At 57.9% G+C, this 12,682-nt stretch carries 10 protein-coding genes; 4 read left to right on the top strand and 6 right to left on the bottom strand.

Translation table 11 applies throughout. The features are described from left to right. Nucleotides 1-171 precede the first annotated feature (171 nt). On the bottom strand, nt 172-1,815 hold the full coding sequence (gene pgm, locus EDY99_RS02840; RefSeq protein WP_047025831.1) for a phosphoglucomutase (alpha-D-glucose-1,6-bisphosphate-dependent): 1,644 nt from the start codon (nt 1,813-1,815) through the stop codon (nt 172-174). A gap of 77 nt (nt 1,816-1,892) precedes the next feature. Beyond that, entirely contained in the window at nt 1,893-2,435 is a 543-nt protein-coding gene (gene seqA / locus EDY99_RS02835) for a replication initiation negative regulator SeqA (RefSeq protein WP_047025699.1), read from the bottom strand. Between the two features lie 224 nt (nt 2,436-2,659). Here seqA and ybfF point away from each other — a divergent pair, with 224 nt between their 5' ends. The 4 genes from ybfF to fur all read left to right on the top strand — a co-directional run bounded on the left by ybfF (nt 2,660) and on the right by fur (nt 5,557). Then, entirely contained in the window at nt 2,660-3,433 is a 774-nt protein-coding gene (gene ybfF, locus EDY99_RS02830; protein WP_080273370.1) for an esterase, read from the top strand. 256 nt (nt 3,434-3,689) lie between these two features. Then, a complete protein-coding gene (gene ybfE / locus EDY99_RS02825; protein ID WP_004939936.1) occupies nt 3,690-3,977 on the top strand; it encodes a LexA regulated protein in 288 nt (95 codons plus the stop codon). Nucleotides 3,978-4,241: 264 nt separating this feature from the next. Then, nucleotides 4,242-4,781 (top strand): flavodoxin FldA, encoded by a 540-nt coding sequence (gene fldA, locus EDY99_RS02820; RefSeq protein ID WP_004939938.1) that lies wholly within the window; start codon nt 4,242-4,244, stop codon nt 4,779-4,781. Between the two features lie 329 nt (nt 4,782-5,110). Further along, nucleotides 5,111-5,557: a ferric iron uptake transcriptional regulator gene (fur, locus tag EDY99_RS02815; protein WP_019454058.1), complete on the top strand. Its 447-nt coding sequence runs from the start codon at nt 5,111-5,113 to the stop codon at nt 5,555-5,557. 250 nt (nt 5,558-5,807) lie between these two features. On the opposite strand, the gene EDY99_RS02810 is transcribed toward fur, so the two are convergent. The 4 genes from EDY99_RS02810 to glnS form a co-directional block, all read right to left on the bottom strand. Further along, entirely contained in the window at nt 5,808-8,465 is a 2,658-nt protein-coding gene (locus EDY99_RS02810) for a beta-N-acetylhexosaminidase (RefSeq protein WP_047572350.1), read from the bottom strand. Nucleotides 8,466-8,478: 13 nt separating this feature from the next. Beyond that, nucleotides 8,479-8,805 carry a ChiQ/YbfN family lipoprotein gene (gene chiQ / locus EDY99_RS02805; protein WP_046686572.1) on the bottom strand — a complete coding sequence of 109 codons (327 nt, stop codon included), beginning with the start codon at nt 8,803-8,805 and terminating at the stop codon, nt 8,479-8,481. A 45-nt stretch (nt 8,806-8,850) separates the two neighbouring features. Continuing rightward, nucleotides 8,851-10,254: an OprD family outer membrane porin gene (locus EDY99_RS02800; protein WP_033642176.1), complete on the bottom strand. Its 1,404-nt coding sequence runs from the start codon at nt 10,252-10,254 to the stop codon at nt 8,851-8,853. A 576-nt stretch (nt 10,255-10,830) separates the two neighbouring features. Next, nucleotides 10,831-12,495: a glutamine--tRNA ligase gene (gene glnS, locus EDY99_RS02795; protein ID WP_033642175.1), complete on the bottom strand. Its 1,665-nt coding sequence runs from the start codon at nt 12,493-12,495 to the stop codon at nt 10,831-10,833. Between the last annotated feature and the right edge of the window lie 187 nt (nt 12,496-12,682).

The raw sequence follows: 12,682 nt of genomic DNA, 5'->3' as shown, positions 1-12,682 counted from the left end.
TTGGGAACATCAATACGAGGTTGTTTAGATATATCTAAACAGCATCGATAGCGCTAATCTAGATCGATATATCTAAATGCGCAAGTGCGTGCCGTGAAAAAGATATATCTAAATAGCGCCCATAAAAAAAGCGCTGTAAAAACAGCGCTTTTTATCAATCAAGAAAAGTGATTACTTGGCGGAAGCCAGCACTTCGCTGACGATCTCGACCGCTTCGTGCTCAATCTTCTCGCGGTGCTCCGCCCCGAGGAAGCTCTCGCAGTAGATCTTGTAAGCCTCTTCGGTGCCGGAAGGACGAGCCGCGAACCAACCGTTGTCGGTCATCACTTTCAGGCCGCCGATCGACGCGCCGTTGCCCGGCGCTGCGGTCAGACGTGCGGTGATCGGGTCCCCGCCCAGCGTACTGGCCTTGACCATCTCCGGCGACAGCTTGGACAGCGCCGCTTTCTGTGCATGGGTTGCCGGCGCCTGGATGCGGTTGTAGCTTGGCGCGCCGAAGCGCTTGGCCAGATCGTCATAGTGATGCTGCGGGTTCTCACCGGTTACCGCGGTGATTTCAGCCGCCAGCAGGCACATGATGATGCCGTCTTTGTCGGTCGACCACGGCTGGCCGTTGAAGCGCAGGAACGAAGCCCCGGCGCTCTCTTCGCCGCCAAAGCCCAGGCTGCCGTCGAACAGACCGTCCACGAACCACTTGAAGCCGACCGGCACTTCCACCAGCTTGCGGCCCAGATCGGCCACCACGCGATCGATCATCGCGCTGGACACCAGCGTTTTACCTACCGCAACATCGGCGCCCCACTGCGGGCGATGCTGGAACAGGTAGTTGATGGCTACCGCCAGATAGTGGTTCGGGTTCATCAGCCCCTTCGGCGTGACGATGCCGTGGCGGTCGTAATCCGGATCGTTGGCGAACGCCAAATCGAATTTGTCGCGCAGCGCCAGCAGGCCGGCCATCGCCGACTCCGACGAGCAGTCCATGCGGATGATGCCGTCGTGATCCAGGTGCATAAAGCGGAACGTCTGATCGATGGAATCGTTCACCAGCGTCAGATCCAGCTTGTAGTGTTCCGCCACCCGCTGCCAATAGGCGATGCCGGAACCGCCGAGCGGATCCACGCCCAGCTTCAGGCCGGCGCGTTGGATGGCCGGCATGTCGACCACCTCCACCAGCCCTTCGACGTAAGGCTGCACCAGATCTTTGGCGTGCAGGTGGCCGCTGTTCCAGGCCTTGTCCAGCGACTGACGCTGCACGCCTTTCAGCTGCTGCGCCAGCAGTTCGTTGGCGCGCTTTTCGATCACTGACGTCAGGTTGGTGTCAGCCGGGCCGCCGTTCGGCGGATTGTATTTGATGCCGCCGTCTTCCGGCGGGTTGTGGGACGGCGTAATGACGATGCCGTCGGCCTGGGCACCGCCGTGGCGGTTGTGGCACAAAATGGCGTGCGATACCGCCGGCGTTGGCGTGAAGCCGTTGTTTTCCTGCACGATCACATCGACGCCGTTGGCGGTCAGCACTTCCAGCACGGAAATAAAGGCCGGCTCGGACAGTGCATGGGTGTCTTTGCCCACGTAGCACGGGCCGGTGGTGCCCTGCTGATGACGAACTTCGGCGATCGCCTGAGCGATGGCGAGGATGTGCGCTTCGTTGAAGCTGTGGCGCTGCGCGCTGCCGCGGTGGCCGGAGGTGCCAAACTTCACCGCATGTGCGGCATTGCCGGCTTCCGGTTGCAGCACATAGTACTGCGACGTCAGCTGGGCTACGTTGATCAGATCGCTTTGACGGGCGGGCTGCCCGGCACGTGGATTATTCGCCATCGACATATCTCCCTCATCCCTGTCGGTGACCGGGCAAATACGTCGCGCACGGCCATCATGACGGGCTGTTCGCTAAATTAGACGGTACCGCAAACTTTCTCGATCAGTTCCGCCGGGAACTGCATCGCCTGCATGATGTGTTCGATCATGCTGCGTTTGCGGCCGGTATTGGTATTGGTGATCACCCAGTAAGGGGTGCCCGGCACATGCTTCGGCTTGGTATGCGTGCCGTTGGCCAGCAGGGTCTGCTGATCGCCGGCGAAATAGGTGCGGGTACGGCCGGTCAACGCCTCGGTGGCGGCGGCAAAACCGGCGGCATCGAGGGTGTACAGCGTGGACAGCACCAGCATGAAACGGTTGACCGCTTTGTTCTGCTCGGCGTATTCATCCGACAGCAGCAGTTCACGCACGGCGCGTACGCGATCGCGCGGGCGCTGAACCGGCGCCGCTTTTTCCGGTTCGACGGACGGCGACGCACTGGCGGCAGGCAACGCGCGCATCGGCTGACCGGCGGTGAATTTCAACATGCGGCGTAAAATATCGGACGCGCTTTCACCGATGTGTTGCGTGTGGCTGGCAATATAACGGTAAAGCTCTTCGTCGACTTCAATAGTTTTCATCTTTATCCAATACTGTTTTTTCTACTTAGAACCTGAAGCCAGATCCTGCATTCAAGCCATGGGATTATAAGGTTAAAAGCGCTGGGGCGAACACAACAATGTGCCTCCGGACGGCAAATGCAGACTAATACCTATAGCCGGCACTGCCAAGCCCGCGCCGCGAAAATTCCGCATGATTCATCGTGCGATTCAATCATGATACCCTAATCTGAATCTCTCTCAGTATGAACTTCGCCATGAAATTACATTATCAACTGCTGGCCGCCGAGTCAGACGCGCTGCCGGTGCTGCTGATCCACGGGCTGTTCGGCAATCTGGACAACCTGGGCGTGCTGGCGCGCGATCTGCATCAGCGTCACAGCGTAATTAAGGTCGATCTGCGCAACCACGGCCTCTCCCCGCGCGCCGACGAGATGAACTACCCCGCGATGGCGCAGGATCTGCTTGAGCTGCTCGACGAACTGCGGCTTGAGAAAGCGATCGTCATCGGCCATTCGATGGGCGGCAAAGCGGCGATGGCGCTGACCGCCATCGCGCCCGAGCGCGTCGCCAAGCTGATCGTCATCGACGTCGCGCCGGTGAATTACCAGACCCGACGTCACGACGAGATTTTCGCCGCCCTGAAGGCCGTCAGCGCCGCCGGCATCACCCAGCGCCAGGCCGCCGCCCAGCTGATGCGTGATTACCTGCAGGAAGAAGGCGTCATCCAGTTCCTGCTGAAATCCTTCCACAACGGCGAATGGCGCTTCAACCTGCCGGTGCTGATTGAACGCTATGATGACATCACCGGCTGGCAGGACGTGCCGGCCTGGCCGCACCCGACCCTGTTCATTCGCGGCGGCCTGTCGCCGTACGTGCAGGACAGCTACCGTGCGGACATCGCCCGCCAGTTCCCGCAGGCCCGCGCGCACGTTGTTGCCGGCACCGGCCATTGGGTGCACGCCGAAAAACCGGAGGCGGTGCTGCGTGCCATCCACCGTTTCCTCGACGAAGCCTGAAAAATACGCTCACCTGGCGAAAAAACGCGCTAAAGATAACGGCTTAGCGCGTTTAGCCCGCAGTTAGGCATTGTCGCCGCTCCATCTGCTGGGGTAATATGGCGCGCTATAATTTTGCCGCCGCGCCAGCGCGTTCGCGAACGCCGGGTCGGGGGTGAATTTGGGTTAGGGTTTATTGGCCCGAAGTGTGTTAACCGATGCCTCCGGAAGCGTGCGAGCGCTTTTTGATGCAAACTCCCTTGCAGTACCGCTACCTATGGCAAAAGAACAAACGGATCGCACGACGCTGGATCTGTTCGCAGATGAACGCCGTCCGGGGCGCCCGAAAACCAACCCGCTTTCCCGCGATGAACAGCTTAGAATCAATAAGCGCAATCAGTTACGGCGCGATAAAGTGCGTGGATTGCGGCGCGTAGAGCTGAAAATCAACGCGGATGCGGTGGACGCCCTGAACAAACTGGCGGAACAGCGCAACATTAGCCGCAGCGAACTCATCGAGCAGATGCTGTTGGCGCAACTGGCGGAAGAACAGCCGGAACATTGATCTCTTCGGCCGCACGCGCGGCGCGGCGTTAAGGACAACGCCGGATCGACCACGCTTTTCTTCATTCTCCGGCATCGCATAAATGCGATAAAACCCCGGCGCCACTTTCTGGCATGATACGCATTTACCGGCAAGAGACTGCGCCTGTCGGCGCCCGCCCCCGTGGCGAAAGGCTCTTGTCATGGCATCATTTTAATCGGCGTCAGCGGCGGCAGTGCTGGCATCGAGTAATGCAATTACTTGAATTTAAAGGTTATACGCGATATGGCTACTGTAGGCATTTTCTTTGGCAGCGACACTGGCAATACCGAAAACATTGCCAAAATGATCCAGAAAATTCTCCAGAAACAGTTTGGCGACGACGTCTCTGAAGTGCATGACATCGCTAAAAGCAGCAAAGAAGACCTGGAAGGGTTCGATATCCTGCTGCTGGGTATCCCGACCTGGTACTACGGTGAAGCGCAGTGTGACTGGGATGATTTCTTCCCGACGCTGGAAGAAGTCGACTTCAACGGCAAACTGGTGGCGCTGTTCGGCTGCGGCGACCAGGAAGACTACGCGGAATACTTCTGTGACGCGATGGGCACCATCCGCGACATCATCGAACCGCGTGGCGCGGCCATCGTGGGCCACTGGCCGACCAAAGGCTACCACTTCGAGGCCTCCAAAGGCCTGGCGGACGACAACCACTTCATCGGTCTGGCGATCGACGAAGACCGTCAGCCGGAGCTGACCAACGAGCGTGTCGACGCCTGGGTCAAACAGATCGTCGAAGAGCTGAGCCTGGCCGATATCGTCGGCTAAACGCCGGGACTGGCGAAAGGTTGAACAAAGGCCCTGTAAAGTGCATAGTGTGCCGACAGGGCCGTCATCGGCAACAGGGATTGCTGCGATAGAAGCTACAGATTTGTAACTTCCCACCCCGTCACGGTAGACTGAGATATCGGTTTATCCCATCCATCAAGGCGTTGCATGCAAAACATGCAATAGTGCAATTATATCTTTGTTAACAACCGGCGGTTTCCATTTAGTACAACCGGTTCTATAATGAGACGCATTAACTCTTTGTGCCGACCGATGCCACAGGCGAGTACGCCTCAACTTGATTAGCATAGTAACAGGACTGAATTCGCATGACCGACAACAACATCGCATTGAAGAAGGCCGGCTTAAAAGTCACGCTTCCGCGACTCAAAATCCTGGAAGTACTGCAAAATCCGGAATGCCATCACGTCAGTGCGGAAGATTTGTACAAAAAACTGATTGATATGGGCGAAGAGATCGGGCTGGCGACGGTTTATCGCGTACTGAACCAGTTTGACGATGCGGGCATTGTGACACGTCACAATTTCGAAGGCGGCAAGTCCGTGTTCGAGCTGACCCAACAGCATCACCACGATCACCTGATTTGCCTGGATTGCGGCAAAGTGATCGAATTCAGCGACGAATCCATCGAAGTGCGCCAGCGTGACATCGCCAAGCAGCACGGCATCAAGCTCACCAACCACAGTCTGTACCTGTACGGCCACTGTGAAACCGGTGACTGTCGCGAAGACGAAACGCTGCACGACAAGAAATAAGCCCTGACCGGCTATGAAAAACCGCCTCACCTTGAGGCGGTTTTTTTTATGCCCGCCATGCAGCAGACAAAAAAATCCCCGGACCAGCCGGGGAAAATCATGTCATGAAATACCACAATTGCAGCGGCACAGCGACTCCACGTACTACTCTCACTACAACGTCCGCCCTGCGCCGACACGCGCGGGCGAACGCATTCCCCCTTCGTTATGATGCGGCCCGCCGTCAAAACTGCGGGCCGCACCGCCCTTCTTAGACCTTTTCGGCGCGGCTGTAGCGTTTGCCGTCCGGGCTGACCGAGCGCACCTGTACTTCGCCGGAGACCGCAGGTTTAGCCTTGGCATCATAGCGCTGCCACTGCTTACCGCCGTCGGTGGAGTACTCGATGCCCAACCCCGGCAGCGCGATATTCGCCTCCAGCTTGCCGCCCGCCACGCGAGCGCCCGGCACCGGCAGACGATAAGCCACGCCGCCTTTGTCCAGCTTGGCCAGTTCACGCTGGCCCAGAATATTGGCGAAGCGCAGCCAATCTTTCTCCAGCGTCTTGGTATCGACAAAGTGGGTTTCCCCGCCTTTGTATTCGCGGCCGGCGCGATAGTCCTGCTCCCAACCGGCGCGATGCCAGGCGCGCTCCGCCACCGACAGCGCGCGTGGGAAGATCATGTATTCCATCTGCGGGTCGGTGCGCTGGGTTTCGCTCCACAGCTGAGCGGACAGCCCGTAGGCGCCCGGCCACGGCTTGTCGCTCTTGGCGTTGAAGTGGTTGCCGTCTCGGTCAACCGAGGTTTCCGCGTTCTGCGGCATGTTGTCCGGCGCGAAGCTGAACACCTTGCGCTCGTCGCTGAAGCGGGTGCCCCAGTAGTAACCGCGCTCGTCCGGGTTCACCTCGTAAGGGAAGTCCATATAGACGTAGTCCGGGTTGGAGACCACCACTTCATACCCTTTGTTGGCCCAGTCGTTGACGCTGTCGAAACCGCCCCAGTACAGGGTGTCCCAGAAGTTGACCCCCACGCGCGAGGTGGCGAACGCCTTCGAACTCTCGGCGTCCTTCAGGCCGTCTTGCCAGGCCTGCATTCTGTCGATGCCGTGCGCCTTCACCAGCTTGCTGACCTCTTGGCCGAAGTAGCTCGGCAGGTGCTCCATGTCGGCCACTTTGCCCTCTTTGATCATCACCTGGCACACCTGAGACTTGGCCCACGGCTTGTCTTCATTGCTCTGGTCAATGATGCCTTTACCCGGTTCCGGTTTCGCCTTGTCGGTGTAGCCGGCGCCCAGGCGGATGTTTTTCGCTTCGTCGCCGCCAAAGTGCCAGGTCTTAATCGGCTGGCCGGCTTCTTTATGCATCTGGGCAATCTCGCCAATCACCTTGTCGACAAAGCGCTGGGAGGAATCCAGGCACGGGTTCAGGTAACTCTGACGGTTAAAGAACTGCACGGAGGTGGTATTGGAGGTATCGGTCGGATCCACCAGGCGGAACTCGTTGGCCTCCTGCTCTTTGCCGGCGGCATGCAGTTTCTTGTAGCGCGCTTCCATCGAGACCACCGCCGCGCGGGCGTGCGCCGGCATGTCGATCTCCGGGATCACCTCAATCTGGCGCGCCTGGGCGTATTTGATGATGTCGATGTAGTCCTGACGAGTGAAGAAACCGCCGTAGACATCCGGCCCCTGGCCGTACTGCGGCAGGAGGCAGGTGGTTTCGCTCAGATCGTGGCAGCGCTGGCCGCCGACTTCCGTCAACTCAGGCAAGCCGGGAATTTCGATTCGCCAACCTTCGTCATCGCTCAGGTGGAAGTGGAATTTGTTGAGCTTGTAAGCCGCCATCTGATCCAGCAGGCGCAGCACCGCATCCTTCTTATGGAAGTTGCGCGCCACGTCGAGGAAAATGCCGCGATACTGGAAGCGCGGCGCATCGCTGGCGTCGAGCGTGGCGATCTTGCCGCTGCCGTCGGTCGGCACTAACGACAGGATAGACTGCAACCCGTAGAACACCCCGGCCTGATCGAAGCCGATCACCCGCGCCTCTTTCTTGCCGATCTTCAGCTCATAAGCGCCCGGCACCGCCATCGCGCCTTTAAACTTGCCCGGCTGGATGTCGGTCTTGATCGGGTAACCGTTGGCCTGAACCGGCACGCCCAGCAGCGCGAAGCGCTGGTTGACGACATCCGCCGCCGGCTTGACCAACGTGCTCAGATCCGGCGATACCCCTTTGCGCAGATCGGCGTCCTGCGCGTGCACTTTCACCTGCATCGGCGTCGGCACGATCTGGCCGCGCAGCGCGCCGGCGGGCAGCGTCTGCAGATCGGCGTTGCTGACAAAACGCGAAGCCGGCGTCATCAGAATATTTTTGTCGTCCTTGGTGCGCTTCCACTGATCGCCGGTAAACGGCGCCACAAACTGATCCAGATTTTCGGTGTCGGTATTCGCCAGCATTTTCGGCTTGGCGTCGCCGGAAGTGGCATACCAGCGGGGCAGGAAGTCGTTTCTGAACAGCTGCCAGTATTCGGCGACCACCGGGATTTCCACCGCCTTACCGGCCGGGAAACCGCTGAATTTGGCGGTCGGCTCCAGCTTGTACAGATCGCCGGTGAGGTGAGCGATCTTGAACTGATCGTTGTCTACCCGCAGAGTCTGGCGCGGGCTGTGGAAATAAATGATCCAGTCTTTGCCGTCGATCGCCTGCCCGTCGTTGCTCAGGGTGAACAACACCCGGTTGCATGAGGCCCAGTCTGCGCCCAGCGCCGCGCAATCCACGCCGTTTTCCCCGGCGCGGTTATCCAGCATTTTCACGTTCAGCTTCAGTTGGCTCAGCTGATCCACCAGCTGTTGATCGGCCATGGCGCTCCCCATGCCGCCCAGGAATCCCATCGTTGCCGTCAAGGCGGCCAGTGCGCTCAGTTTGAATGCGTTCATCTTCTCGTCCTTCTTAATTATTGTTATCGCGAATTTCTTGCCACAGCTTGCCGCACTTGGCGTCGTAAGCCTGACCGTTGCCGCTGTGAACCGCCATAATGCAGTTCTGATAATCCATCACCCGTACCGTTTCCTGCGCGGCGAACTGCTGGTGCTGTTTCTCTTGTTTCAGCACGTTCAGCACCGCCTTGCACGGCTGCAGACGCTCCGGCGAGCCTTCCGCGGTATTGATGCAGGCGCTGTAAGCCTGTTTCAACCTGGCGTCTTCCGGCGGCGCGGCGGGTTGCGCACAGGCGCTCAGGGCCGCAGCGGCCGCCAACATCAGCATGATTTTTTTCATCGTTGAATTCCCTTAACTGCCCCGGCGGCAAGGCCGGGGAACGCATCAGAAGATGGTGAATGGCGCGATGACCATGAACTTGACGTCTTTCTCGTCCTGGAAGATGTTGCCGTAACCGCCGCCCCAGCTCGGAATGTTGGTGTGGTTGTCATACTGGGTGTAATGCAGCTTGAGCAGCGTGCCCTTGGCTCGCCCTTCCTGGATGGTGTACATCGCGTCCAGACTCCAGGCGCTCTCTTTCAGGCGCTGGCTCTGATCGTAGATCGGGTTGGTGCTCGGCTTGGCGTCCCACGCGTAAACGTAAGAGCCGCCGACCGCCATACCCGGAAGGTTCCAGTTGCTGAGGTCATACATCACGCCGGCATACACCGCTTTTTCGCCGTTGGCGTTAAAGTCGGAGCGGTTATCCCACCACACGTCCAGGCGACCGTTTGACGAGGCGTAGGTCGGGGTCATACGTTGCAGGAAGAAGCCCTGATTGCCTTCCGCCTTGACCATGGTGCCTTCCAGACGCCAGTTGAACTGGCCGGTGGTGTAACCGAAGGTCAACGCCTGCAGCCAGGCCAGGCCGTCATAAATGCTGTTCGGATCGTTCTTGTTGCTGATGCGGTCTTCCGCGCCATAGAACTGGTAACTGGTGGTCAGCGGGTTGCCCAGCAGATCGAATTTGTAAGACGCCTTGGTGAAGTACTGATTCACGTACCCCTGGGCCTGGCCGTAAGCGGCTTCCAGCACCAGATCGTTTTTGAAATCGTACTTGGCGCCCAGCGAGTGCAGGTAGGAGACGCGGGTTTTCTTGTCGTTCTGACGGAAGTCGTCCATCTCGATATGCCACGGCGCTTTGTATTTGTCGGCCCACATGTAGGAGAAGCTCAACGCGCCGGCATCGCCGTAGTCGAACTTGGCGCCGGCTTCAGCCCCCTGATAAGTGCCCGGCATAAAGCTCCAGTGCGGCGCCAGCAGGGTTTGGCCGCTCGGCTGAATATAGCCGGCGCGCGCCCAGACCGGGCCGTATTTGAATTTGGCGGCGGCTTTGTACAGGCTGATACCGCCTTTATCACCGGAGTAGTCTTCGTCGTAGGTACGGTTCTTCGAGGAGAACGCGATTTCGTTCGGGTGACCGCTGGCGCTGGATTCAGCCAGTTCGATGGCGGTAAAAGTGCCGACATCCAGACCGAACATGTCCCAGGCGTAGCCCGACGCGAAATCCAGGCTCAGGTTGGCGGTAGAGTGGGACAGGTTGGTGGTGTATTGATTGTAATCCTTGCTGTCCGGATTGAGATCTTTACGGTCACGCTCACGTTGCCAGTAATAAATGCCGCCGGTCAGCGTGGAATCCTCGATAAACCCTGCGGCTTTCGCCTCAGGCGCCATGGCAAACCCTGTTCCCAACAGCGCGCCCGCGACTGCGAGCGCCAGCGTTTTACGCTGAGCACCGTGCGTACCCATATTGAAATTCCTCTTTGACTTAACTTAAAAGTTGCAGCCGCCTGTGTTCACCACTGCCCTGCACGACTGCCAATAAAAAACCCGAACGGGTAAAAAATATTGCCGACGAGATGTTATTCCCACAGCACTAATTGCTACAGACAGACTATTTTTCGCGACGCGAATTATCAAATGAAAAATGCGGAAGATTTGTCAAAGTATGACAAGGAGCACATATCGGTGATAATTTGTTACGCTGGCATTCATGGAAGGTGTCGAATAAAAAATTCAATTAAATCAGAATAAAGACGGATACCAGGTCAACCAGAGACGATTAATGGTTTCAGCCTGACTAAATCCGTCAGTCAGGAGATAAAATTTGAGAGCGCTCTCTAAATGAAATTAATTCGCATCACGAATATATAAGTAAAGATTAAGACTACTAAGCCCAATTAAGAAAACTTATTGATTAACGCACCGCAGTTAATTAAACGCAGCCCGGAAAAACGTGGCGGGAATAGATGATTTACTCAATAGCAGGCATAAAAAAGCGCGGCCTGAGCCGCGCTGATACATTAATTTTCGAGGCGATTAAGATTAGCCTTCGATTTTCGCCCAGGTGTCACGCAGACCGACGGTGCGGTTAAACACCAGGTGCTCAGCCGAAGAGTAATGGCTGTCGGCGCAGAAGTAGCCTTCACGCTCGAACTGATAGGCTTTCTCCGGCTGTGCAGCCGCCAGACTCGGCTCAACGAAACCGTGCTTGATCACCAGCGATTCCGGGTTAATGGTGGAGAGGAAGTCCTCCGCCGCGCCCGGGTTAGGCACGCTGAACAGGCGATCGTACAGGCGAATTTCCGCCGGCAGCGCGTGCGCCGCAGACACCCAGTGGATCACGCCCTTCACCTTGCGGCCGTCGGCAGGATCTTTGCTCAGCGTTTCCGCATCGTAGCTGCAGAAGATGGTGGTGATCTCGCCGGCTTCATCTTTCTCGACGCGCTCGGCCTTGATCACGTACGCGTTGCGCAGACGCACTTCCTTACCCAACACCAGACGCTTGTACTGCTTGTTGGCTTCTTCGCGGAAGTCGGCGCGATCGATATAGATCTCACGGCTGAACGGCACATCGCGGTTGCCCATTTCCGGCTTGTTCGGGTGGTTAGGCATGCTGACCATTTCCACCGCATCGCCCATGTTCTCGATGACGATTTTCACCGGATCCAGCACCGCCATGGCGCGCGGCGCGTTCTCGTTCAGATCGTCGCGGATGCAGGATTCCAGCGCCACCATTTCGACGTTGTTGTCTTGCTTGGTTACGCCGATGCGCAGGCAGAACTCGCGGATCGAGGCGGCAGTATAACCGCGGCGGCGCAGACCGGAGACGGTCGGCATGCGCGGATCATCCCAACCTTCGACGATTTTCTCGGCCACCAGCTGGTGCAGCTTGCGCTTCGACATGATGGCGTATTCGAGGTTGAGACGCGAAAACTCGTACTGGCGCGGGTGGCAAGGAATGGTGATGTTATCCAGCACCCAATCATACAAACGGCGGTTATCCTGGAATTCCAGGGTGCACAGCGAATGGGTGATCCCTTCCAGCGCATCGGAAATGCAGTGGGTGAAATCGTACATCGGGTAGATGCACCATTTATTGCCGGTCTGGTGGTGTTCGGCGAACTTGATGCGGTACAGCACCGGATCGCGCATCACGATAAACGGCGAGGCCATATCGATCTTGGCACGCAGGCAGGCAGCGCCTTCGGCGAATTCGCCGTTGCGCATCTTCTCGAACAGCGCCAGGTTCTCTTCCACGCTGCGACCGCGGTACGGGCTGTCTTTGCCCGGCGCAGTCAGGGTGCCGCGGTATTCACGGATCTGCTCCGGCGACAGTTCGTCGACGTAGGCCAGCCCTTTGCTGATAAGCTCCACCGCATACTGGTGCAGCTGATCGAAATAGTCTGAGGAGTAACGAACGTTGCCGCTCCACTCAAAGCCCAGCCACTCCACGTCGTGCTTGATAGACTCGACGAACTCGATGTCTTCTTTCACCGGGTTGGTGTCGTCGAAACGCAGGTTGCACTGGCCCTGATAGTCCTTGGCGATGCCGAAGTTCAGGCAGATGGACTTGGCGTGGCCGATATGCAGATAGCCGTTAGGCTCCGGCGGGAAACGGGTATGTACCGACGTGTGTTTCCCCGACGCCAGATCTTCATCGACGATCTGACGGATAAAATTGGTTGGGCGGGCTTCAGCCTCACTCATTTCACTGTTCCTCAATGCAAAGCGCTACACATAACCGCCTATGATCCAACAAGCCACGTCTGGAAACAACCGTTTGTTTCATGAAAAATGCGGCGCGTTGCACCATCGGCGCGCAGCGCACCGCCGTGGGGCGAAACGGGATAAAAAAAGCGGGAAGAGATCGCTCTCTTCCCGCCAAGTCGGGGCA

It is taken from the genome of Serratia sp. LS-1 (assembly GCF_003719595.1).
Classification (GTDB): Bacteria; Pseudomonadota; Gammaproteobacteria; order Enterobacterales; family Enterobacteriaceae; genus Serratia; species Serratia ureilytica.
Note: the sequence above shows the minus strand (reverse complement) of the source record. Positions and strands in the feature narration are given on the sequence as shown.

Bases quoted from the DNA above. Each gene is read 5' to 3' on its own strand.
- chiQ (WP_046686572.1), bottom strand. From the start codon at position 8,805: ATGAAAAAAATCATGCTGATGTTGGCGGCCGCTGCGGCCCTGAGCGCC.
- fldA (WP_004939938.1), top strand. From the start codon at position 4,242: ATGGCTACTGTAGGCATTTTCTTTGGCAGCGACACTGGCAATACCGAA.
- glnS (WP_033642175.1), bottom strand. From the start codon at position 12,495: ATGAGTGAGGCTGAAGCCCGCCCAACCAATTTTATCCGTCAGATCGTC.
- fur (WP_019454058.1), top strand. From the start codon at position 5,111: ATGACCGACAACAACATCGCATTGAAGAAGGCCGGCTTAAAAGTCACG.
- ybfF (WP_080273370.1), top strand. From the start codon at position 2,660: ATGAACTTCGCCATGAAATTACATTATCAACTGCTGGCCGCCGAGTCA.
- EDY99_RS02800 (WP_033642176.1), bottom strand. From the start codon at position 10,254: ATGGGTACGCACGGTGCTCAGCGTAAAACGCTGGCGCTCGCAGTCGCG.
- ybfE (WP_004939936.1), top strand. From the start codon at position 3,690: ATGGCAAAAGAACAAACGGATCGCACGACGCTGGATCTGTTCGCAGAT.
- seqA (WP_047025699.1), bottom strand. From the start codon at position 2,435: ATGAAAACTATTGAAGTCGACGAAGAGCTTTACCGTTATATTGCCAGC.
- pgm (WP_047025831.1), bottom strand. From the start codon at position 1,815: ATGGCGAATAATCCACGTGCCGGGCAGCCCGCCCGTCAAAGCGATCTG.
- EDY99_RS02810 (WP_047572350.1), bottom strand. From the start codon at position 8,465: ATGAACGCATTCAAACTGAGCGCACTGGCCGCCTTGACGGCAACGATG.